Here is a 21071-nt window from a genome sequence, read left to right as displayed (position 1 = left end):
TGGTCACACCGCGGCCGGCTCGGCCAGCGCCGGCACGCCGGCGTGCACGATCTCGGCCAGCCGGCGCACCACGGCGGCCGGTTCTCCCGCGGTCCAGACCCGGCGCCCGACCGCCAGGCCCGCGGTGCCGGCCCGCATCGCGTACTCCGCCTTGCCGAGAAACTCGGCCGGTTCCTCCTCCGCCGAGCCGCCGGACAGGATCAGCCGGCCGCCGGCCGCCTCGACCAGCCGGGACACCCCGCTCAGCGGGCGCGGCATCGAGGTCTTGACCAGGTCGGCGCCCAGGTCGATGGCGATGCTCACCACGTGGGCGAGCTCGGCCGCGTCGTAGGAGTCCACCACCTGCGGACCGCGCAGGTACACCATGGCAAGCAGCGGAATCCCCAGCTCCTCGCAGTGGGCTGCCACCGTGCCGAGCGCCTGCAGCTGGTCCGGTTCCGAGCGCGCCCCGACGTTGACGTGCACGCTGACCGCGTCCGCGCCCTGCCGGACCGCCTCGGCGACGGTGCCGACCAGCACCTTGGCGTCCGGGTCGGGGCCGTGCACGGTGCTGGCCGACAGGTGCATCACCAGGCCGCAGCCGCGCAGCTCCGGATCGGCCGCCAGCCCCGGCAGCCGCCCCTTGTGCACGATCAGCGCGTCCGCGCCGCCGAGCGCCGCGGCCAGGCCCACCCCCTCGAACCGGTTGATCAGCTGGGGCGGTCCGTCGGAGACCGAGTGGTCCATCGGTATGAACAGGTACCTGCGGTCGCCGTTGCGGCACAGTCGGTTCAGCCGTCGTTGCTTTCCGGGATTCATGTGGACGCACCTACCTGTTCGCTGATCTGCGATTGCTCTGCCATGCCGAGGAAGTCGCGGAGCGGGGCCGGCAGCTGGTCCCGGCCGGCCGGCTCGGCCGGGGCTGCCGTGGCCGGTGGGCCCGGTTCGAGCAGCAGGCTGACCGCGCAGTCCCAGTCCGGCACCACCGGCTGCCCCCAGAGCTCGGCCAGGGTGCGCGCCGCCGCCGGGCGCCAGCGGTCCTGGCCCGCCTCGGTGTAGCCGACCAGCACGGCCTCCAGACCGTCGTCGGCCAGCATCGACTCGGCGCACTCCAGCGCGCTCTCGCACAGTTCCGGCCCGCCGGACAAGCAGATCAGCGGTCCGGACAGCGGGAACTCGATGCTCAGCCGGCCCAGCACCGAGACCGGCACCGACTGGTAGAACAGCATCGGCACCGGTACCTCGCCCGCCGCCACCGACCGGCTGGCCTGGTCGGCACTGGTCAGGTCGCCGAGTACCGAGGCCAGCACGATGCCCAGCGCCGCCGGCTGGTCGCCGCCCGGGTGCCAGCCGGCCAGGCACTCGGCCATGGTGTGCCGGGTGAGGTTGAGGAACGGGGACTTGGCGAAGCCGATCAGGTTGGGCAGCTCCGGGGTGGCCGGCTGGTCCGGGCCGAAGTCGCCGGCCGCCAGCCAGCCGGGCAGGTCGGGGCTCTGGCCCCACGGCCCGACCGCATGAGAGTGCCGCACCCGCATCAGGCCGCCGCCAGGATCAGGGCGGCGTTGGCGCCGCCGAACGCCGAGGAGCTGCTGAGCACCGCACGCAGCGGCTGGTCGCGCGGCTCATTGGGCACGCAGTCGTCGGGGCAGTCCGGGTCCGGCTCGGTGAAGCCGGCGGTCGGCGGCAACCGGCCGTCGCGCAGCGCGATCAGCGAGAGAACGGCCTCCAGCGCGCCGGAGCCCTCCAAGGTGTGGCCGGTGCAGCTCTTGGTCGAGCTCACCGGCGGCAGCCGGTCGCCGAACACCGCCCGCAGCGCCGCGGTCTCGGCGCTGTCGTTGGCCTTGGTGGCGGTGCCGTGCGCGTTGACGTAGCCGATCTCGGCCGCCGGCACGCCCGAGCGGGCCAGTGCCTGCCCGATCGCCCGGCTCAGGCCGGCACCGGACGGATGCGGCCGGCAGACGTGGTAGGAGTCGGCGGCCATGCCCACCGCGGCCAGGATCGCCAGCGGTTGCACGCCGCGGGCCAGGGCATCGGCCTCGCGTTCCAGCGCCAGCACCGCCACCCCGTCGCCGAGCAGCAGGCCGGCCCGGTCCCGGCTGAACGGGCGCATCACCGGCTCGGGGGTGAAGGCCCGGCCGGAGTCGAACTTGGCGTAGAACTCCTCCTCCACCAGGTACCCGCCGCCGGCCAGCACCAGGTCCTCCCGGTGGTCGGCCAGCAGCGCCAGGCCGTGCCCGAGCGCGGCGGCCGAGGCCACGCAGCCGTTGTTGAACACCCGGCGCCGGCCCTCTTCGATGCCCAGCGCGGCGGCCAGCAGCGGGGCGTGCGCGCCGGCCACCGCGGTGGCCGGCGCCGGGCCGCCGTGCCGCCAGAACCCGGTCAGCCCGGTCCAGTCGCCCTGGGTGCCGAGCAGCACCGCCGCCCGGTGCGGGTCCGCCAGGCCGGCCTGGCGCAGCGCCTCGGCGGCCGCGGTGGCCAGTGCCTCGGCCAGCGTCGGGTTCTGCTCGGCGTGCGCGGCCCGGTCCACCCGGTACGGCGCGGGGTCGAACCGGCCGACCGGCCGGAAGCCCGGCGTGCCTTCGAACACCGACCGCCGCAACGCCTCGGCGCCCCAGCCGAAGCAGCTGAACACGCCGAAGCCGGTGACCGCGACCCGCGGCCGCTGCGGAGGACCGGTCATGTCCGCACCCCGCCTGGCCGCAGCTGGTCGAGGTAGCCGGCCATCCGCTCGATCGAGGTCAGCCCGGAGATCCGCTCGTCGTCCGGATCCGGCTCCAGGCCGTAGCTCTCCTGCACCTGGTACAGCACCCAGGTCAGGGCGAGCGAGTCGAGCACGAAGCAGTCGGACAGGCCGATGTCGGGCGCCAGCCCCACCGCGGAGTTCGACAGCAGCAGCTCGCGCAGCTCGTCCGGGCTCACGCGTCCTCCCGCTCGCGCAGCCGCTGGTCCAGGTGCTCGACCAGCTCGCCCACCGTGAACGAGGCGATCCGGTCCAGGTCGGCATCGGGCACCGGCACGCCCAGCCGCCGCTCGGCCTGCATCGCCAACTCCACGAAGTTCAGCGACTCCATGCCCAGCCCCGCCGAGCCGAGCGGCAGCTCGTCGCGCAGCTGCGCCTCGGTCAGGTCGAGGTTGAGGTCGTCGGCGAGTACCTCCAGCAGGAAGGCGCGGGTCCGCTCACTCACGTGTGGTTCCTTTCCGTGGCGCGCAGGCAGTGCCGTCGCGGGGACGGGGCGCCACTACAGTGGCGGGGCAGCGAAGGAAGGGGCCGAAGGTGGACCACGCCGAACCACTGGCCGGGACGCCGGCCGCCGAGCTCGGCGAGGGGCCCAACTGGGACGCGGCCGCGCAGTGCCTGAGCTTCGTCGACATCGTCGGCGGCCGGGTGCACCGCTGGCAGTACGGCACCGACCGCACCGACACCGTCGAGGTCGGCGAGCTGGTCGCCGCGGCGGTGCCCCGGGCCGGCGGCGGCCTGGTGCTGGCGCTGACCGGCCACCTGGTGGCCGCCGACCTGCAGGGCAACCTCGGCCGCCGGTGCGCGGTCGAGACCGGGGTGCCCGGCAACCGGCTCAACGACGCCAAGTGCGACCCGGCCGGCCGGCTGTACGTGGGCAGCATGGCCGGCACCGACCGGCCCGGCGCCGCCGCGCTGTACCGGGTCGATCCAGACTGGCAGGTTTCGGTGGTGCTGACCGGCACCACCATCTCCAACGGCCTGGGCTGGAGCCCGGACGGCAGCCGGATGTACTTCGCCGACAGCGGCGCGCAGTGCGTGTACGCCTTCGACTACGACGTGGACTCCGCGACGGCCAGCGGCCAGCGGGTGCTGTGCGCGCTGGAGCCCGACCAGGGCGCGCCGGACGGGCTGACCGTGGACGCCGAGGGCTACCTGTGGGTGGCCACCTTCGGCGGCGGCAGCGTGCGGCGGTTCGCGCCGGACGGCACGCTGGACGGGGTGCTGCGGCTGCCGGTGCGCAACGTGACCAGCTGTGCCTTCGGCGGCCCGGGGCTGGACGAGCTGTTCATCACCACCGCGGCCATCGAGCTGTCCGAGGCCGAGCGGGCCGAGCAGCCCGACGCCGGCCGGGTGTTCCGCTACCGGCCCGGGGTGAGAGGGCTGCCGGTAACGCCGTTCGCCGGCTGAGGCCGTGGGGGTCATTGTGATGGGGACGGTCGCCGTGGGGGTCATTGCCGGGCCTCCGCCGGCAGCAGCTGGGCACCGCCGAGGCCGGCCGCCCGGATTCCGAGCTGGGCCGCCTCCTCCACCAGGGTCAGCACGTGCAGGGCGGCCGCCGGGGTGGCGCCGAAGGCCAGCACCCCGTGCCCGCCGAGCAGCACCGCCGATACCGACTCCTCCTGTGCCGCCTGGCTGATCAGCCGCTGGGCCTGCTCGCTGCCGCGCTCGGCGTAGGGCAGCACCGGCACCCCGGCCGGCATGCCGAAGATCGCCAGCGGCTCGGCCCAACAGCCGATCGGCCGGCCGGCGACGGCGTAGGCGGTGGCGAACGGGGCGTGGCTGTGCACCACGCTGCCGGCCGCGGGACGGGCGGCGTAGACGGCCAGGTGCATCCGCGCCCCGCCGAGGGCGAGCTCGGTGAGTTGTCCCGACCGCACTTCGCCGTCCAGGCCCAGCCGGGCGATCCGGTCCTCGGTCAGGGTGCGCAGGTCCGAGGTGGCGGTGTAGCAGACCTCGTCGGCGCCCGGCAGCCGGCAGCTGATGTTGCCGTGCCCGCTGGCCGACAGCAGGCCGCGCTCGGCGAGCTGGCCGGCGACCAGCAGGATCTGCTGGCGCGCCTCGGCCGCGGACGACGGAACCGGACCGGCCGGAACCGGGCCGGTCGGGGTGGGGGTCAGCTGCTCGGGGCGGGTCATACCAACGCTCCGTCCGGCACGGCCGGCTCGGCCGACCAGGCCAGGCTGCCCGCCCGGTAGACCGCGCGGGGCCGCAGCAGCGCGGTCAGGTCCGCCACCGGATCGCCGTCGACGGCGAGCAGGTCAGCGTCGCATCCCGGCCGCAACCGGCCCTTGCCCGGCAACCGGCAGGCCTCAGCCGCGACGCTGGTGGCCGAGCGCAGCGCGGCGAGGTTCCCCATGCCGCAGCCGGCCATCGCCACGATGGCGTGCGGCAGCACGTCGTGCGGCTTGGCCGGGCTGATGCCGGCGTCCGAGCCGGCGACCAGCACGACGCCGCGAGCGGCCAGCTGTCCCACCAGCGCCAGGGCCTGCTCGGCCCGGGCCGCCACCGCCGGTGGTGGCGGCGGGGCGCCGGGCAACGCACCCAGCGTCGGGCAGACCGCGATGCCGCGCTCGGCGATCTGGTCGATCACCTGCCAGTCCGGCTCCAGGCCGGCCGGCACCCAGAACTTGGCGTGCTCCAGGCCGTCGACGCCGGCCCGGACCGCCGCGCGGATGCCGCTGGCGGCGTGGGCGTGCGCGGTGACCTGCAGGCCCAGCCGGTGTGCCTGGCGCACCAGCTCGCGCAGCTGCGGCTCGTCGAACTGCAGGTCGAGCCCGTCGCTGCCCGGCGTCATGGTGCCGCCGGTGACCATCACCTTGATCAGGTCGACGCCACGCTCGGCCCAGCGCCGCACCGCCTCCGGGGCTGCGTCCGGGTCGGGCAGCGCCCCGCCGAGGAAGTGGCAGTGGCCGGTGGCGGTGGTCAGCGGCGGGCCCGCGCACACCAGGTGCGGCCGGGCTGCGGGCTCGGTGCGGTAGCGCCGGGCGGCGGCCAGGGTGGCGAAGTCGCGGTCACCGAGGTCGCGCAGCGTGGTGATGCCGGCCGCCAGGGCCTGCCCGGCCCGCTGATCGATCCAGTCCGCCAGCTGGTCGTCGGACTGCTCCGCCAGCGCCTCGACCGGACTCGCCGAGGCGTCGAAGCACAGGTGGGTGTGGGTGTCCAGCAGGCCCGGCAGCAGCGTTACCGGTCCGAGGTCCACTACCGGCTGGTCGGCGGCCAGCTCCGAACGCTCGACGACCCCGGCGATCCGGCCGTCGTCGGCCACCTGCAGCGCAGGGGACCGCAACGGCAGCATCGCCTCGCCGTCGAACATCCGGGCAGCAGCCAGCACAAGCACAGCGCGGAACCTTTCTCGTCGGGCAGACGGCAATGCTGGTTCTGCCGGCGGCGACGGATGTCAGGAGCGTCGTGCCGAGGCGTAGTCGTCGATCTCGAGCTTGATCGCCTCGGTGGTCTCGGCCACCCAGCGCGTCACGCCGGGGGTGGCCGAGGGTGCGTCGAGCAGCCAGCGGTGGGAGTCCAGCAGCGGCTGGGCCTGGCCCTGGAAGTGCGGTGCCACCTCCTCGGCGAACAGCTGGTAGCTCTCCAGCGTCGCCGGGCGGTTGGCGAGCTCGGCACCCTGCAGCAGGTAGCAGCCGAACCCGCCGGACTGCTCGGCCAGCCGGCCGATCGAGTCCACCGCCATCTGCGGCGTTCCGATCACCCCGCCGCCCAGGCCGTTGATCTGGTCGATCAGGTCGTCGAAGTCGGTCGCGTTCAGGGTGGGCAGCGGAATGATGTGGCTGAGGTAGCCGAAGACCCGCTCCAACCCGTGCTTGACGTTGTCCCGGGCCTGCCGCTCGGTGCGTGCCAGGTGCACCGGGCCCATCATCCGCCAGTCGGCGCGGCTGACGGTGGTGTTGTTGGCCGCCGCCGTCTCCTCCATGATCTCCCAGTGGTCGCGGAGCTTTCCGAACCCGTCCGGATGCCAGGCGGCGATCGAGAGCAGGCCCAGGCCGTGCCGGCCGGCGGCCCGCGGCCCGGCCGGGGACACGCTGGCCGCGACCGCCATCTCCATGTGCGGCCGGGTGTAGGGAGGCAGGTGAATCCGCGCCTCGTCCAGGGTGAACCAGTCGGTCTTCACGCTCACCGGGTCGCCCTTGAGCAACTCGATGATGGCGTCCAGGCCCTCGGCCATCATCCGGCGCTGCTGGGTGGTGTCGATGCCGAGCATCTTCGCGTCCGAGACCAGCTGGCCGGGACCGACGCCGAACATCACCCGGCCCCGGGTCAGGTGGTCGAGCAGGATCATCCTTTCCACCACGGTGAAAGGATGGTGGTAGGGCAGCGAGGTGACCCCGGTGCCGAGCCGCAGGTGCTTGGTGCGCTCGGCGGCGATCGCGACGAACACCTCGGGCGCGCCGATCAGCTCGAAGCCGCCGGAGTGGTGCTCGCCCACCCAGGCCTCGGCGTAGTTCCAGCGGTCCATCCACTCCAGCAGTTCGAGGTCCTTCTCCAGCGCCACGGTAGGGCTCTGGCCCACCGGATGCAGCGGGAACAGGATCGTGCCGAATCGCATAGCTGCAGTCATTGAATTACCAGTCCGTCCCAGCTCATTCGGTTTTTACCAAGCTGTGATGAGCGGAAAATTGCAGTCATTGGCAGCCGCCTTTCGGTTGGCTGGTCGGTCGCGACCGATCGTGCCCAGCCGATGAGGTCGTGTCAACCCTTCGAAAGGTTTCCCCTTAATCGTTCTAGCTGTTCTCACAGTGGCGAAACATCGCCCTCGATAGGATCTCGATACGGCAAAGGTATTAGCAAGAACCGGATGGGCTGCCGAGCGTCAACTGCCATCCCGTGAAAGTGGCTATCGTGCCGTCGGACATGTCAAATTCGTAGCTCAGCGTGCTGGTGGCTTCTCGGACGGCTGCAGTCAGTTCCGCATGACTGCGGGCCTGCCCGGTCAGCACGTCGAGCGTGCAGGCCGCCTCGGCGGTGCGGGTGGTGCTGCCCACCTCGCGGTAGCGGCGGTAGCTGAACACCCCCGGCTGCTGCCGGATCCGGTCGGCGCCCCGCACCGCCCGCAACCGCACCGCCGGCAACGGCGCGATCGCGGTCGCGGTGTAGACCACGGCCGGCAGCTCGCGCGCCGGCAGCGACACCGGCAGGCCCAGCGCGATCCGGGCGGCCAGCGTGCTGACGTCCAGGCCGTAGGCCGCCCGGGCCAGGTCGCTGACCTCGCCACCCAGCCGCCCGTTCACCTCGATGATGCGCGGCCCGGCCGGGGTGAGCTTGACCTCGGTGTGGCAGATGCCGGTCCGCACCCCCAGCGCGCCCAGGGCGCCGGACACCAGACGCTCGACCCGGTCGGACACCGGCCCGGCCAGTCCGGCCGGCCAGAAGTCGCCGACCTCCCGGAAGCCGCTCAGCTGCGGGAACTTGCCGGTGACGGCGAGGTGTTCGACCACGCCGTCGCAGACCACGCTCTCCACCGCGACGTAGTCGCCCTGCGGGCAGGACGGGTCGCCGGGCAGGTACTCCTCCAGCAGCAGCGCCTGCTCGGCCGGCGGCTGCCCCGGCTGCGCCGGTACCAGCAGCTGGTGCACCAGCTCGGCGAGCCGGCCGCGGTCGGCGACCAGGTAGGTGTTGCGGCTGCCGCGGCCCCGGACCGGCTTGAGCACGGCGGGAAAGCCCACCTGCTCGACCGCCGGGTCCAGCGCCGCCGGCGAGTCCAGCAGCTGGCAGCGCACCGGGTCGACCCCGCTGTCGCGCAGCGCGCGGCGCTGGGCGTACTTGTCGGTGAGCAGCCGGATGGTCTCGGCAGCGTGCCCGGGCAGGCCCAGCCGGGTGGTGACCTGCGACAGCGCCGGCAGCAGCTTCTCGGAGAAGGTGAGCGCCCCGGCCAGCCCCTCGATGCCGGCCAGCCGGTCGAGCTTGGCCGGCTCCAGCAGGGCATCGCCGGCCGGGTCGGTGCCGCCGGCGAAGGCCACCGTCTCGGCGAGCGCGGCCACCATCTGGCCCAACCGGGTCTGCCGCAGCTCCGCCGGCACCAGGAAGACCGGCTCGGCCAGCCCGCGCAGCCCGGCCGCGATCTCCATCGGGCCGACCGAGCCGCCGTCGTAGCCCACCAGCACCTTCACGACGCCGCCCCGCCCGCTGCAGGCCCGGCGGCCGGTTCGCCGGCTATCCCGTCTATGCCCGCCAGCCGGCGCACCCCGCGGTAGGAGCTGGCCGCCAGCACCAGCGCCGGCGCCGCGCACGCCACCAGCCAGCCGGCCGGGCCCGCGGCCAGCGCCCCGGCGAACAGCACGCCGCCGACGGCGCGATGGCTGTTGGTGCCCAGCGAGAACGCGGCCTGGCTCTCGGACTCCCGGCCGGCCCGGGCGGTGCGGTAGGAGACGTCCCAGTCCACGGTGGCCGCGATCACCTCGGAGGTGCTCAGCAGCAGCACGAACACCACCAGCACCGCGATCGCGGCCGGCCGGGGCAGCAGCCAGGCCGGTGCCATCAGCGCGAAGGCCAGCAGCAGCAGGCAGCCGGCCAGCCGGAAGCTGCGCAGGGTCGGCAACGACTCCAGCCGGCGCGCCAGCGGCACCTGGAACAGCACGACGAACACGGTGTTGACCACCAGCGCCACGCTGATCATGGTCACCGGCACCCGGTGAGTGGTCGCGATCCAGACCGGCACCCCGATCTCCAGCGCCTCCTCCGACAGCGCCAGCAGGCCGATCAGCGCCCCGGAGCCGATCAGCCGGGGATGGCCGAGCACGCTGCGCACCTCGGCAGTGCCGGCGGCCGGCTGGTCCGGCGCCCGGTCCGGTGGCAGCAGGTACATCGCGACGGCGGCGATTCCGAAGGAGGCGGCGTTGCCCAGCACCAGCAGCACCAGCACCCGGTTGCTGCCGGTGGCCAGGCCGACCCCGGCCAGCGCCGCACCGCAGCCGAAGCCGGCGTTGAAGGTGGCCCGGTTGCGGGCGTTGAACCGGCGGCGGACCGGCGGGCTCAGCTGCCGGCCGACGTAGGAACGGCGCAGCGGGCCCAGGGCGGCCTCGGCCGCGGACGCCACCGCGACCACCGCGAAGAACAGCGCCGGCTGGCGCACCAGCGGGAAGCAGGCCACCACCGCGCCCACCACCAGGTTGAGCGCGATCACCATCCGCCGGTGCCCGACCCGGTCGCCCAGCCGGCCCAGCGGCAGTAGCGCCGCCATCGCGACCAGCCCGCCCAGCGTCAGCCCGATGCCCACCGTGGGCAGGCTGAGGTGCGCGTAGCGCGACCAGAACAGCACGGCCAGGGTCTTGAACAGGCCGCTGCCGAACGAATCGGTGGCGGTCATGGTCAGGTAGGTCAGGGCGAACCGGCGCGGCGGCAGGGCCACCGGGTCGGCAGCGTGCTGGTTCGCGGTCAGCCCGCCCATCGCGCCTCACCGGCGGCCTCCGCCAACGGCGCCGGGACGGCAGCCCCGGCCGACCCTCCGGCGGACTCCGGCGCCGCCGGGCTGGCCGCCAGCTGGGCGGCCAGCCGGGTCCGGTCGGCCTTGCCGTTGCCGGTCAGCGGCAGCGCGTCGGCCAGCAGGTACCGGCTCGGCCGCTGGTAGGGCAGCAGGCCGGCGGCCCGCTGCCGGACCGCGGCCAGCACCTGCCCGGCGTCCGCGCCGGCCTCGGCGACCAGGCAGGCGCCCAGGCTGGTGTCGAACTCCACCCGCAGCGCCACCACCGCCAGGTCGGCGACTCCGGGCACGGTGCGCAGCGCGTGCTCGACCTCGCCGAGGTCGATGCGGTACCCGGCCACCTTCACCTGGTCGTCCAGCCGGCCGAGGATCTCGTACCCCTGGCCGGGCCGGTACACCGCGAGGTCGCCGGTGCGCAGCTCCGCCCGGTCGCCGCTGCCGCTGAACCGGTGGCCGTCCGGGGTGCCGAGGTAGCCCAGCGCCCGGGGCTGGCCGACCACCACCAGCTCACCGGCCTCCGGCTGGCCGGGCTGGTCGCCGGCCGGCCGCAGCTCGATCCGCCGGGTGCCCAGCGGCTCGCCGACCGGCACCGACCGGGCCGCCGGGTGCGGGGTCCAGCCGGGTGGCAGCCGGTAGCCGGTGGCGGCCACCACCCCTTCGGTCGGGCCGTAGTAGTTGATCAGCTGCACGCCGGCCCAGCGGCTGCGCTGGAAGCGCTGGGCGAGGCCGACCGGCAGCGCCTCGCCGCCGACGCTGAGCGCCCGCAAGGCCGGCGGCGGGTCGGTCTCGAGCACGCCGGCACCGGCCAGGATCGCCAGGTAGCGGGTGGCCACCCCGACCGAGTGCACCTGCTGCTCGGCCAGGAAGCCGGCGAACCGGTGCGGCGGCAGCGTGCCGGCGGGCTTGGCCACCACCGTCGCGCCGGCCAGCACCCCGCTCCACAGGTACTGCTGCGGCGGGTCGAAGGTCAGCTCGTGGAACTGGCTCACCACCAGCTCGGGATCCAGTCCCTCGAACTCGATCACCGCCCGGCAGTGCGCCAGCAGCGCCCCGCCGGCCACCGCCACGCCGTTGGGGGTGCCGGTCGAGCCGCTGGTGAACAGCACGTAGCCGGGATCGGCACCGGCCGCCGGGGCGGGCTCAGCGGTTCCCGGGTCGGGTGTCGCCGTCCCCGGCACCGTGACCAGGCCGGGCAGCTGCACCGGCCGGTCGGCCAGCACCACCCGGGCACCGGTCAGCTCCGCGATCCGCAGGTTGCGCGGCTGCGGGGCCCGCTGCTCGATCGGCACGAACGACGCCCCGGCCAGCCAGCAGCCCCACATCGCCGCGATGCCGGGTCCGTCCGGCCGCATCGACAGCAGCACCCGGTCACCGGCCCGGACGCCGGACGCCTGCAGCGCAGCCGCCACCGAGCCCGCCTGCCCGGCGAGCTCGCGGTAGGTCCACTGCCGGCTGGCATCGCGGACCGCGACGTGCCGCTCCCGGGCGGCCGCCACCTCCCGCAGCGCCGCCAGCAGCTCGCTCATGGCCTGGACGCCGCCGGATCCTGCTGCCGCGCCGCCGGATCCTGCTGTCGCAGCAGCGCGGCCACCTCGGCCGGCGTGGTGCAGTTGAACAGCTCGCTGACCAGCACCTCGGTGCCGGCGTCGGCGGACAGCGCCTCGGACAGCTCCAGCAGCCCGATCGAGTCCAGCCCGGCGTCGTAGAGGTCCTGGGCCCAGTCCAGGCCCGGATCGGCAACCGCGTCCCGGCACCGTTGCAACACCAGCTCGTCAGCCACCATGGGCGCTCCTTCCGTTCTCCGCGGCACCGGCCGGCCCGGCGGCCGAGGCCAGCGGCCCGATCCAGGACCGCAGGGCCGCGTCGAGCCGGTCGGCGAACCCGGCCAGCGCCGGGGACGGAACGAAGTCTTGCTTGGCCTCCACCAGCACCGCCACTTCGGTGTCGGTGCTGTCCACCGAGACCATCAGCGCGGCGTCCCAGAAGCCGGTGTCGATGCCGAGCTTGCGCAACCGGCCGATCGGCCGCTCGGTGGCGGCCCTGGCCACCCGGCGGCTGACCTCGGCCATCGCGTTGAAGCCTGCGTACGGGCAGCTGGCGTGCCGGCCGAACGCCTCCGGCCGGGCGGTGGCCAGCAGCCAGGTCCACGGCACCGGGTGCCGGTCCAGCGCCTTGGCCAGCCGGTGCCCGAACGCCGCGGGTGACTCGAGCGCCGGCCCGCCCGCCGGTACGGTCGCCACCGGCACCTTGTTGACGTACCAGCCCACCGCCGCCCGAGCCGGCCGGCGGTGCCGGATCGCCATGGTGAGCAGGGTGGCCGGCGGGCCGGGCGGAAAGGCGGCCGCCAGGCCGTGCTGGGCGGCGGCGTGCACCAGCGCGGACGCGCCGAACGGCCCCAGCTCCCGGCGGGCGGCGGCCGCCAGCCGGGCCCGGTCGTAGCTGAGCCGGACCGTGGCGCACCGCAGGTGGTCCACCTCGGCCGGCTGCGGAACCGGCAGCGCCGGCAGCACCTGCTCGTGCAGCCGGGCGACGTCCTCGACGTCCAGGGCGGCGATCTGGGCCTGCTCGTAGCGGGCCTGGTCGAGGTAGCTCTCGCAGTCCAGCGGGCTGCGGGTGCCCCGGCCGCACAGCTCGGCATAGATCTCGGACAACCGGCCGACCAGGCACAGGGTGGACCAGCCGTCGCACACCAGGTGCTCGGCCACCAGCACCAGCACCCGGGTGTCGTCGTCGACCTCGATCAGCACTAGCCGGGCCAGCGGCTCGGCGGCCAGGTCGAACCTGCGGTCGGCCCACTGCTGGGCCAGCTGGTGGGCGCCGGCCAGGTCGGCCGCCCGGTCGCGCCGCAGCCCGGCCGGCGGGGTCAGCTCGTCGGTGAGCCAGCGCCAGCCGGCCTCCGACCGCTCGAACCGGGTGCGCAGCACCGGGTAGTCCTGCTGCACCGCCAGCCACGCCTCGTGCAGCGCGCCGTCGTCGACCGGGCCGCTGACCTGGTACGCCGCCACCGTGTGGTGCCGCTTCGGCTCGCGGCCGTGCCGGCGGTCGTCGTCGTCCTTGAGCAGTCGGTGCAGCTGGTTGTAGGTGGGTTCGGTCACCGCGGTCCCGTCCCGACGGCGCAGTCGACATCGGCCCGGGCCAGCAGCGGGTCGGCCGGGTCGGCCAGCGGGTCGGTGGGCAGGTGCGCGCAGTCGTTGAGCACCAGGCACACCGGGTCGGTGGCCGAGAACACCAGGCAGGTCAGCGAACCACCGCGGGGCATGTAGAACATGCTGCGCGGTAACCGCAGCGCCTGGCTGGCGATCGAGTTCAACACGCCGCCGTGCGAGATCACCACCCGCACCGAGTCCGGCCCGGCGCCGTCCAGCGCCTGCTCCAGGGCGGCCCAGCAGCGCTGCCGGAAGGCGGCGTCGCCCTCGCCGTCGGCGAAGGCGTCCCAGGACCGGCTGCGCCGGAACTCCTCGAACACCGGATCCCGGTCGCGGGCCAGGTCGTGGAAGTTGCGGCCCTCGTGGCCGCCGTGGCCGATCTCGGCCAGGCCGTCCAGCACCACCGGGGTGCGCCCGCACGCCTCGGCCAGTGCCGCCGCAGTCTCGGCGGCGCGCCGGGACGGGGCCCGGAAGACGGCCTCGACGCCCAGTCCGGCCAACCGGCCGGCGGCTGCCGCGGCCTGCTGCCGGCCGGCCTCGCTCAGCGGCGGGTCGGCCCGGCCGGCCACCAGCGGCCAGCTGCCCGGTGGCGCGTCGCCCACCTGCAGCAGCACCAGCCTCATGCCGGCCGGTGGTTTCGCAGCAGCTGCTCGGCCTCGTCCTCCGGAACCAGGGTGAGCAGCTCGGCGCGGATCTCCTCCTCGGTCATCGCCACGAATCCGACCGAGCTGTAGTCGGGGTTGTCCACGTCGGTGACCACCTCCAGCCGCACGCCGTTGGGGTCGAAGACGTTGATGGTGGTGTGGCCGTCCGGCAGCGAGAACGGGCCCAGGTAGGAGATCCCGGCCGCGTCGAGCACCGAGGTGACCCGGTCGAACTCGGCCTTGGAGGCGTGGAAGGCGATGTGCTGCAGCGCCCCCACGCAGTCCCGGTCGGCGGCCGGGGTGCCCTTGGGGTACTCGAACAGCCCGAGCAGGGTGTCGTTGCCGATGCCGATGTTGTAGTGCCGGATGCCGGTGAACGGCGGCGCCCCCGGTGGCCGCCGGAAGTCCGTCCGGGTGGTGCGGTCGGCCACCTCGACCAGGTCGCCGCTCTCGTCGGCGCCCGGCGGGGTGCGCATCGCGTTGACCAGCGAGAAGCCGAGCACCCCGACGTAGAAGCGCAGGCTGGCCGCCATGTCGTCGGTGCCCAGCGCGATGTGGTCGATACCGCGCAGCACCAGCGGATCGTTGCTCACAGGTCCTCTCCTCTCGCCGGCTCCGGCACGCTGCCGGTCACCACGGTGCGGATCATCCGGCGGTGCGCGTCGGAGTAGTCGGGCACCGCGTAGTGCTGCACCACCCGGTTGTCCCAGATCAACAGGTCGCCGACCGTCCAGGAGTGCCGGCAGCTGATCTCCGGTGCCGAGGCCACCTCGTAGAGGTAGCGCAGCAGCGGCTGGGACTCGGCCACCGTCATGTCCTCGAAGTGCCGGGTGAAACCGGAGTTGACGTACAGCGCGGCCACCCCGGTCCGGTCGTGCCGGCGCACCGCCGGGTGGCTGACGGTCTTGATGTCGCTGGCCGGCCGGCCCACCGCGGTGGCCAGCTCGTCGGAGGAGTGCACCGCCCGCAGGCCGGCCAGCAGCCGGCGCAGGCCCGGCGAGAGCCGCTGCAGGGCGAGCACCTGGTTGGCGAACATGGTGTCGCCACCGGCCGGCGGGATCACCTGCGACTGCAGCAGGGTGACCTCCGGCGGGGTCGGTGAGAAGGTGGCGTCGGCGTGCCAGAAGTCGGTACGGCCGCGACCGGCCCGCTCGGTGGAGTCGATGACGATGACCTCGGGGTGGTCGGGATGGTGCGGGACCAGCGGGTGCACCATCGGCTCCCCGAAGAGCCTGGTCACCGACACCAGCTCCGGCGGGGTCAGGAACTGCTCGCCCACCACCAGCAGGCCGTAGCGCCACAGCGCCTCGTTGATCGCGCGGGCGGCGTCGCTGCCGGCCGGCACGTCGGCCAGCCGGATGCCGTCCAGCCGGGCACCCACGGTGCCGCCGTAGGGCCGCAGCGAGATCGGCGCGGCCTCGGTCAGCATGCCGGCTCCAGTTCCAGCGCCTCGGCCAGCTCCAGCAGCGACTGCCGCGGGAACGGCGCCCGGACGGCGAAGTTGACCTGCCGCACGCCCACCTCCAGGTACTCCGCTATCTGATCGACCACCTCGTGCACCTTTCCTCGCAGGATCCCGTGCGCGACCTCGAACGGCATGTCGGCGTAGCTGGCCTGGCTGGTGGAGCTGCCCTCCAGCTGCAGCCCGAGGTTCACGCCGGCCAGGATCGACTCCGGTGCCCGGCCCACCGCGGCGCAGTGCTCGTGCAGGACGGCCAGCTTCGCCCGGTACTCGGCCGGCGAGACGAAGCCGATGTTGAGCGCGTCGGAATGCTCGGCGACCAGCCGCAGGGTGCGGCGCGGGCCGGCGCCGCCGATGATTATCGGCAGCCGCGGCTGGACCGGCTTGGGATCGCAGCGGGCGTCGGTCAGGGTGTAGTACTCGCCGGCGAAGTCGGTGCTCGGCCGGGTGAGCAGCGAGCGGATGCACACCACCGCCTCGGCCAGCCGGTCCAGCCGCCGGCCCGGCGGGTCGAAGCCGAAGCCGTAGGCCCGGTGCTCCAGCTCGTGCCAGCCGCAGCCCAGGCCCAGGGTGGCCCGGCCGCCGGAGATGTGGTCGATGGTGGCGATGGCGTTGGCCAGTACGGCCGGGTGCCGGTAGCCGACGTTGTAGACCAGGGCACCGCAGCGGGCGTGCCGGGTGGTGGCGGCCAGCAGGGCGTGCATGGCGACCGACTCCAGGCACATCGACTTGGTCGAGCGCTCGGCGCTGTAGAAGTGGTCCCACACCGACAGCCAGCCGTAGCCGGCCTGGTCGAGGTCCGACCACAGCGAGGTCAGCTCGGCGACCGTGGTGTCCTGCAGGCCGGTGTGCACGCCGAAGACGATGTGCTTGCCGAACAAAGACAAAACGGCTCCCGAGTGGTGCGGTGGGGATCAGCGGGTTCGGGTCAGCGGGCGACCCAGGCCCGCATCAGCACCCGGACGCTGTCCGGCTGCAGTGCCGAGCGGCCGTGCAACCAGCGGTCGTTGTCGAGGATCAGGCACTCGTCCTGATGCAGGTGCTCGACCAGCAGGGCATCGGCCAGGTGCCGGCCGAGTATCTCGACGGCGCGCTCGACGGCCACCGGGTCGCTGTCGGAGCGACGCATCCAGCGCTGCACCAGCTCGGCGTTCCAGCGCACCCTGGGCCGGCCGTCGACGACCGTCAGGGCCGCCACGTTCCCCTCCGCGGTCGGGTAGATCGGCCGGGCCAGCAGCTCCAGCTCCTCCTCGGTCAGCCGGTCCAGCAGGCCGGCCGCGTCGGCGAGGTAGCTGGCCGGCAGCTCCGCGGAGTCGTCGGTGCGCAGCAGCAGCATGTACTTCGGTGGCCGGGGCTGGTTGTAGCCGTCGGTGTGCAGGGCGAAATCGTCCTTGACGCTCGACAGAATGGTTTCCGAGTAACGGTCGAGTTCACCTTCACCGTTGTTCTTGACACGGACTTCGTAAATCTGAGAATCGCGTGAGGCGGGGGTGGCCTGATCATTGTCCTGCAATATCGGCAGAAAGATCTCGCCCAGCCGTTCGGCCAATGGGCCGAGCTGGTCGGCATCTGTCATGCCGGTCAACTTCACCGCTCCGTAGATCTCCAGGAGGTCGGCGATGTCGTCGGCTATGCCGTCGCGATAAGGCAAAACTATCATGCAGTTGGTACGGATACTGGTGCCGATCGAAGCATTCAGCTGGGTCGCGGTCATGGGTTCACCTCCCGTTACCGGCGTTAGCGACCCTAGCCAGATACCGCTGGGCATGCAACAGTCCGGCCCGGGAATCAGCAATGTTTGCAGTCATGAGTCGCCGAGAAAGGTAAAAGGCTGCTTGAAAATCGGAGCGGGCCCGGGCAGCCGTACGGGCTCATTTCACCGGGCCGGCCGCCCCGGGTCCCGCCGGCCCGGCGCACCGGGAGCGGGGCAGCCGGGGCCCTGCGCGGCGGATTGCCGCGGTCGGAGGTTGCTGCCATGATCGCGTCCGGCTCGGAGGGTTTCTCCGGCCACGGCTCTGAGCAGCAGGGGGATGCAGATGAGTTTCGCGGATGCGGTTCGCAGCGTCTTGAGCAAGTACGTCGTCTTCTCCGGCCGGGCCCGGCGCTCGGAGTTCTGGTGGTTCGCGCTGTTCGCGGGAATCCTCTACATCGTCGCGGGCATCATCGACGCCGCGCTCGGCAACCAGGTCCTGGGCCTGCTGGTGGGGCTGGCGCTGCTGCTGCCGTCGCTGGCGGTGACCGTGCGCCGGCTGCACGACACCGGCCGGTCCGGCTGGTGGATCCTGATCGGCCTCGTCCCGTTCCTCGGGGCGATCGTGCTGCTGGTCTTCGAGGTGCAGGACAGCCAGCCGGGCACCAACGACTACGGCCCCTCACCCAAGGCGGTCGGCGCGGACCCGGCCTACCCCGCCAGCTACGGCTCCTGACCTACGGCGCCTTATCTCCAGCGGCCGGCCTCCGGTCAGCTGCCGAAGGTAGCCGCCAACTGCGCGTGCAGACCGGGGTCGGCCAGCACCAGCACCTCGTCCCCAGCCTGCAGCGTGCTGTCGCCGCGCACCGGCAGCAGCCGGTCGGCGCGCACCACCAGGCTGATCCAGGCGTCGTCGGGCAACGTGTCCAGCTCGTCGATCCGGTGCCCGGCGGCCGGTGCGCCGGCCGCCACGGTGAACCGGTGCACCCCGTCCGGCTCGTCGCGCAACCGCACCCCGACCGCCCACGGCTCGGGCGCCACCTCGCGCATCGGCAGCCGCAGCAGCCGGGCCACCGTGGGCACCAAGCCGCCCTGCAGCAGCACCGACAGCAGCACCACGACCACCACGATGCCGTAGAGCCGCTCGGCGTCCGGGACGTGCGCGGCCAGCACGAAGCCGGCCAGCAGGATCGGCACCGCGCCCTTGAGCCCGGCGAACAGCACGAAGCCGCGTTCCCGGCCGGTCAACCGGACCGGCGCCAGGCAAAGCCCGACCAGCACCGGCCGGATCAGCAGGGTCAGCACCGCGAAGCCGGCCAGGCCGGGGACCAGCACGTCCGCCCGGGTCAGCACCGCCAGGTCCAGCGCGAGGCCGAGGACCACGAACGCCACGATCTCGCCGAGGCTGGCCAGCGCCGAGTGGAACCGCTCGATCTCGCGCTTGTACGGCGCCCGCTCGTCGCCCAGCAGGATGCCGGCCACGAAGACCGCGAGGAAGCCGGAGCCGTGCGCCAGCCCCGCCACGCCGAACAGCACCAGCGCGCCGAAGGCCGCCCGCAACGGGTAAAGCCCCTCGCTGGGCAGCGGGACGGCCCGCAGGAACCACAGCAGCGCCCGGCCGCCGACGATGCCCACCGCCGCCCCGACGCCCATCTGCAGCACGAACTCGCCGGCGACCCGGCTGGCCGCCGCCGTGCTGACGCCGCCGGCGGCGATCAGGCTCGCCATCAGCGCGATGCCGACCGGGTCGTTGGCGCCGGACTCGCCCTCCAGGATGGTGCCGCTGCGGCCGGTCACCTCGCGCCGGCCCAGCACCGAGAACACCACCGCCGGGTCGGTCGGCGAGATCGCGGTGGCGACCAGCAGCGCGGCGAACCAGTCCAGCCCGACCGCCCAGTGCAGGAAGGCCGCGGCGGCCGCGGCGGTGAGAAAGGTGCCCAGCACCCCGACTGCGGCGACCGGCCCAGCCGCGGCCCGGAACCTCGACCAGCCCAGGTGCAGGCCACCGTCGAACAGGATGGCGACCAGGGCCAGGGTGACCAGCTGCTCGGTCAGCCGCTCCGGCGGGTGGTGCAGGCCGGGAACCACCGCGACCGCCACGGACGCCGCCACCAGCACCAGCAGCGGCGCCGGCACCCGGATGCGCTCGGTCAACCGGTTGGACAGCAGCGCCAGCAGGCCGGCCGCCGCCACCAGCAGCACCAGCCGCGCGAAGGAATAGGTGTCGGCCATGGCGCTCCGGAGACGTCGTCGGGACAGCAGGGTTTCGCTGCCGACCAGGCTTCCCGGCACACCGGAAGTAATCCTAGTGCCGCGCCGGTAGCCAGCACCGCGCCGGTAACCAATACCGCACCGGTAGCCGGTGCCGCGCCGGTAGCCCGTCCGGCGTCGGGCTTTTGTGGTGTCTGCACAAAAACTTGGCGGTGTCTGCACGAATGTGGGCCAAGGGGTGTTCGGCAGGCCGGGCGGGAGGACACAATACGGCGCAACTGCCGAGCCGGAGCAGCGAGCGGGGAGAATTCGTGAGCACTCAACGACTGGGCCTGGCGCAGGGCACCGCAATCTACGTCGGGGCGATCCTCGGCGCCGGCCTGCTGGCGCTGCCGGCGCTGGCCGCCGAAGTGGCCGGGCCCGCCTCGGTGCTCGCCTGGGGCCTGCTGCTCCTGCTGTGCGTGCCGGTGGCCGGCACCTTCGCCGCGCTCGGCTCCCGCTACCCGGACGGCGGCGGCATCGCCACCTTCGTCTACAAGGCCTTCGGCCGGCGGGCGTCGGCCGTGGTGGGCTACTGGTTCTACTTCGCCTGGCCGGTCGGCGGGCCGGCTACCGCCTACGTCGGCGGCCTCTACATCGCCGACGCCCTGGACGGCGGCCAGCGCACCGCGGTCACCGCCACCGCGCTGCTGCTGGCCGCCGCGTTCGCCACCAACGCGCTGGGGCTTCGGGTCTCGGCCCGCATCCAGCTGGTGCTGGTGGGCCTGCTGGCGGTGCTGTTGCTGGTCGCCTGCCTGGCGGCGCTGCGCGACGCGAACTCCGACAACCTGCACCCGTTCACCCCGCACGGCTATCCCGCGGTCGGCCGGGCGGCCAGCCTGCTGTTCTTCTCCTTCGCCGGCTGGGAGGCGGTCACCCACCTGTCCGGGGAGTTCCGCAACCCGCAGAAGGACCTGCGCCGGGTGACCGCGCTGACCCTGATCGTGATCGGCATGCTCTACGTCGGGCTGGCCCTGACCTGCGTGCTGGTGCTCGGCCCACGGCTGGCCGACACCAAGGTGCCGCTCAGCGAACTGCTCACCCTGAGCTTCGGCGACGCCGCCTCGGCCGTCACCGCGACGCTGGCGGCGGTGCTCACCTTCGGCTCGCTGAACTCCTACCTGGCCGGCACCTCCCGGCTGGGCGCGGCGCTGGCCCGGGACGGCGCGCTGCCGGCGTGGCTGGCCAAGGGCCACGAGGTCGGCGAGACGCCCCGCCGCAGCCTCGCCGTGATCGCCGGCTGCGCCACCGCGGTGACCATCGTCGCCTGGCTGCTCGGCGCCAGCCTCGGCGACATCATCCTGGCCACCTCGGCGATGCTGCTGGTGGTGACGGTGGCCGGCCTGGTCGCCGGCGTCCGGCTGTCCCCGGTCGGCCGGCCGATCTGGTGGGGCGCGATCCTCGCCGCTCTCGCCATGGGGGTGGTGCTGCTGTTCTCCGGCTTCTACCTCGCCGTGCCGATCGGCCTGGCGCTGGCCGCCATCCTCTACACCCGGACCAGCGGATCCCGGCTGCGGGCCACGCCCGAACCGGCGGCTGCCGGACCGGTTGCCGAACCAGCCGCCGCCGAGCCGGGGCAGCCCGCCGCCCAGCTGGCTGGCGGGCCGGATCCCGACGGGCCCACGGACTGGCCGGAGCCCGTTCCGGCGGTCGGGACCTCGGCCGCCGACCCCGAGTGAGCCGGGCGGAACCCGAGCCGCCACCGCGACCGATCCGAGGCTGATCCTCCGC

Annotated in this window: 22 protein-coding genes; 3 read left to right on the top strand and 19 right to left on the bottom strand. The window is 73.7% G+C overall.

All coding sequences use genetic code 11. The features are described from left to right. Window positions 1–3: 3 nt before the first annotated feature. Genes VLJ82_RS15800 through VLJ82_RS15780 form a run of 5 tightly spaced genes read right to left on the bottom strand, consistent with a single transcriptional unit; the run spans window position 4 to window position 3164 of the window. Window positions 4–798 (bottom strand): 2-amino-3,7-dideoxy-D-threo-hept-6-ulosonate synthase, encoded by a 795-nt coding sequence (locus VLJ82_RS15800; RefSeq protein ID WP_408664324.1) that lies wholly within the window; start codon window positions 796–798, stop codon window positions 4–6. Continuing rightward, window positions 795–1508, bottom strand: a complete 714-nt coding sequence (locus tag VLJ82_RS15795) for a hypothetical protein (protein WP_408664323.1) — start codon at window positions 1506–1508, stop codon at window positions 795–797. Before VLJ82_RS15795 ends, VLJ82_RS15800 begins: the two co-directional genes overlap by 4 nt. Window positions 1509–1513: 5 nt before the next feature. Continuing rightward, window positions 1514–2659: a beta-ketoacyl-[acyl-carrier-protein] synthase family protein gene (locus VLJ82_RS15790; protein ID WP_408664322.1), complete on the bottom strand. Its 1146-nt coding sequence runs from the start codon at window positions 2657–2659 to the stop codon at window positions 1514–1516. Further along, a complete protein-coding gene (locus VLJ82_RS15785; RefSeq protein ID WP_408664321.1) occupies window positions 2656–2898 on the bottom strand; it encodes an acyl carrier protein in 243 nt (80 codons plus the stop codon). The genes VLJ82_RS15790 and VLJ82_RS15785 overlap by 4 nt, the downstream gene beginning before the upstream one ends. Next, a complete protein-coding gene (locus VLJ82_RS15780) occupies window positions 2895–3164 on the bottom strand; it encodes an acyl carrier protein (RefSeq protein ID WP_408664320.1) in 270 nt (89 codons plus the stop codon). The genes VLJ82_RS15785 and VLJ82_RS15780 overlap by 4 nt, the downstream gene beginning before the upstream one ends. 89 nt (window positions 3165–3253) lie before the next feature. Here VLJ82_RS15780 and VLJ82_RS15775 point away from each other — a divergent pair, with 89 nt between their 5' ends. After that, window positions 3254–4126, top strand: coding sequence for an SMP-30/gluconolactonase/LRE family protein (locus VLJ82_RS15775; protein ID WP_408664319.1), 873 nt, complete (start codon window positions 3254–3256; stop codon window positions 4124–4126). 41 nt (window positions 4127–4167) lie between these two features. Here VLJ82_RS15775 and VLJ82_RS15770 read toward each other — a convergent pair whose 3' ends face one another. The 13 genes from VLJ82_RS15770 to VLJ82_RS15710 all read right to left on the bottom strand — a co-directional run bounded on the left by VLJ82_RS15770 (window position 4168) and on the right by VLJ82_RS15710 (window position 17114). Continuing rightward, the gene (locus VLJ82_RS15770; RefSeq protein ID WP_408664318.1) at window positions 4168–4854 is read right to left on the bottom strand and encodes a class II aldolase/adducin family protein; all 687 of its coding nucleotides are present in this window, start codon (window positions 4852–4854) and stop codon (window positions 4168–4170) included. Next, the gene (locus tag VLJ82_RS15765; RefSeq protein WP_408664317.1) at window positions 4851–6056 is read right to left on the bottom strand and encodes an amidohydrolase family protein; all 1206 of its coding nucleotides are present in this window, start codon (window positions 6054–6056) and stop codon (window positions 4851–4853) included. The genes VLJ82_RS15770 and VLJ82_RS15765 overlap by 4 nt, the downstream gene beginning before the upstream one ends. Window positions 6057–6116: 60 nt before the next feature. Further along, entirely contained in the window at window positions 6117–7277 is a 1161-nt protein-coding gene (locus VLJ82_RS15760; protein ID WP_408664316.1) for an LLM class flavin-dependent oxidoreductase, read from the bottom strand. A 235-nt stretch (window positions 7278–7512) separates the two neighbouring features. Next, on the bottom strand, window positions 7513–8838 hold the full coding sequence (locus VLJ82_RS15755; protein WP_408664315.1) for an ATP-grasp domain-containing protein: 1326 nt from the start codon (window positions 8836–8838) through the stop codon (window positions 7513–7515). Beyond that, a complete protein-coding gene (locus VLJ82_RS15750; RefSeq protein ID WP_408664314.1) occupies window positions 8835–10115 on the bottom strand; it encodes an MFS transporter in 1281 nt (426 codons plus the stop codon). Before VLJ82_RS15750 ends, VLJ82_RS15755 begins: the two co-directional genes overlap by 4 nt. Next, window positions 10103–11674, bottom strand: a complete 1572-nt coding sequence (locus tag VLJ82_RS15745) for an AMP-binding protein (protein WP_408664313.1) — start codon at window positions 11672–11674, stop codon at window positions 10103–10105. Before VLJ82_RS15745 ends, VLJ82_RS15750 begins: the two co-directional genes overlap by 13 nt. Next, a complete protein-coding gene (locus VLJ82_RS15740) occupies window positions 11671–11931 on the bottom strand; it encodes an acyl carrier protein (protein ID WP_408664312.1) in 261 nt (86 codons plus the stop codon). The genes VLJ82_RS15745 and VLJ82_RS15740 overlap by 4 nt, the downstream gene beginning before the upstream one ends. Beyond that, window positions 11921–13243, bottom strand: a complete 1323-nt coding sequence (locus tag VLJ82_RS15735) for a condensation domain-containing protein (RefSeq protein ID WP_408664311.1) — start codon at window positions 13241–13243, stop codon at window positions 11921–11923. The genes VLJ82_RS15740 and VLJ82_RS15735 overlap by 11 nt, the downstream gene beginning before the upstream one ends. Next, the gene (locus VLJ82_RS15730) at window positions 13240–13917 is read right to left on the bottom strand and encodes a histidine phosphatase family protein (protein ID WP_408664310.1); all 678 of its coding nucleotides are present in this window, start codon (window positions 13915–13917) and stop codon (window positions 13240–13242) included. Before VLJ82_RS15730 ends, VLJ82_RS15735 begins: the two co-directional genes overlap by 4 nt. Then, complete coding sequence (locus VLJ82_RS15725) at window positions 13914–14531, bottom strand: VOC family protein (protein ID WP_408664309.1); 618 nt, start codon at window positions 14529–14531, stop codon at window positions 13914–13916. The genes VLJ82_RS15730 and VLJ82_RS15725 overlap by 4 nt, the downstream gene beginning before the upstream one ends. After that, window positions 14528–15367: a TauD/TfdA dioxygenase family protein gene (locus VLJ82_RS15720; protein ID WP_408664308.1), complete on the bottom strand. Its 840-nt coding sequence runs from the start codon at window positions 15365–15367 to the stop codon at window positions 14528–14530. The genes VLJ82_RS15725 and VLJ82_RS15720 overlap by 4 nt, the downstream gene beginning before the upstream one ends. After that, on the bottom strand, window positions 15361–16287 hold the full coding sequence (locus tag VLJ82_RS15715; RefSeq protein WP_408664307.1) for an LLM class flavin-dependent oxidoreductase: 927 nt from the start codon (window positions 16285–16287) through the stop codon (window positions 15361–15363). The genes VLJ82_RS15720 and VLJ82_RS15715 overlap by 7 nt, the downstream gene beginning before the upstream one ends. Before the next feature lie 41 nt (window positions 16288–16328). After that, entirely contained in the window at window positions 16329–17114 is a 786-nt protein-coding gene (locus tag VLJ82_RS15710; protein ID WP_408664306.1) for a TauD/TfdA family dioxygenase, read from the bottom strand. 322 nt (window positions 17115–17436) lie between these two features. Here VLJ82_RS15710 and VLJ82_RS15705 point away from each other — a divergent pair, with 322 nt between their 5' ends. Continuing rightward, the gene (locus tag VLJ82_RS15705) at window positions 17437–17826 is read left to right on the top strand and encodes a DUF805 domain-containing protein (protein ID WP_408664305.1); all 390 of its coding nucleotides are present in this window, start codon (window positions 17437–17439) and stop codon (window positions 17824–17826) included. A 35-nt stretch (window positions 17827–17861) separates the two neighbouring features. Here the strand turns inward: VLJ82_RS15705 and VLJ82_RS15700 are convergent, their stop codons facing one another. Beyond that, the gene (locus tag VLJ82_RS15700) at window positions 17862–19322 is read right to left on the bottom strand and encodes a cation:proton antiporter (RefSeq protein WP_408664304.1); all 1461 of its coding nucleotides are present in this window, start codon (window positions 19320–19322) and stop codon (window positions 17862–17864) included. 290 nt (window positions 19323–19612) lie between these two features. Here VLJ82_RS15700 and VLJ82_RS15695 point away from each other — a divergent pair, with 290 nt between their 5' ends. Then, entirely contained in the window at window positions 19613–21019 is a 1407-nt protein-coding gene (locus tag VLJ82_RS15695) for an APC family permease (RefSeq protein ID WP_408664303.1), read from the top strand. The last annotated feature ends 52 nt before the right edge of the window (window positions 21020–21071 follow it).

Source organism: Jatrophihabitans sp., from assembly GCF_035474675.1.
Lineage (GTDB): Bacteria > Actinomycetota > Actinomycetes > Mycobacteriales > Jatrophihabitantaceae > Jatrophihabitans_A.
The sequence above is the reverse complement of the archived record's forward strand: the minus strand, read 5'-3'. Positions and strand labels throughout refer to the sequence as shown.

Coding starts and splice junctions, on each gene's coding strand:
- VLJ82_RS15800 (WP_408664324.1), bottom strand. CDS start 798: ATGAATCCCGGAAAGCAACGACGGCTGAACCGACTGTGCCGCAACGGC.
- VLJ82_RS15790 (WP_408664322.1), bottom strand. CDS start 2,659: ATGACCGGTCCTCCGCAGCGGCCGCGGGTCGCGGTCACCGGCTTCGGC.
- VLJ82_RS15770 (WP_408664318.1), bottom strand. CDS start 4,854: ATGACCCGCCCCGAGCAGCTGACCCCCACCCCGACCGGCCCGGTTCCG.
- VLJ82_RS15760 (WP_408664316.1), bottom strand. CDS start 7,277: ATGCGATTCGGCACGATCCTGTTCCCGCTGCATCCGGTGGGCCAGAGC.
- VLJ82_RS15750 (WP_408664314.1), bottom strand. CDS start 10,115: ATGGGCGGGCTGACCGCGAACCAGCACGCTGCCGACCCGGTGGCCCTG.
- VLJ82_RS15745 (WP_408664313.1), bottom strand. CDS start 11,674: ATGAGCGAGCTGCTGGCGGCGCTGCGGGAGGTGGCGGCCGCCCGGGAG.
- VLJ82_RS15740 (WP_408664312.1), bottom strand. CDS start 11,931: ATGGTGGCTGACGAGCTGGTGTTGCAACGGTGCCGGGACGCGGTTGCC.
- VLJ82_RS15730 (WP_408664310.1), bottom strand. CDS start 13,917: ATGAGGCTGGTGCTGCTGCAGGTGGGCGACGCGCCACCGGGCAGCTGG.
- VLJ82_RS15720 (WP_408664308.1), bottom strand. CDS start 15,367: ATGCTGACCGAGGCCGCGCCGATCTCGCTGCGGCCCTACGGCGGCACC.
- VLJ82_RS15710 (WP_408664306.1), bottom strand. CDS start 17,114: ATGACCGCGACCCAGCTGAATGCTTCGATCGGCACCAGTATCCGTACC.
- VLJ82_RS15705 (WP_408664305.1), top strand. CDS start 17,437: ATGAGTTTCGCGGATGCGGTTCGCAGCGTCTTGAGCAAGTACGTCGTC.
- VLJ82_RS15700 (WP_408664304.1), bottom strand. CDS start 19,322: ATGGCCGACACCTATTCCTTCGCGCGGCTGGTGCTGCTGGTGGCGGCG.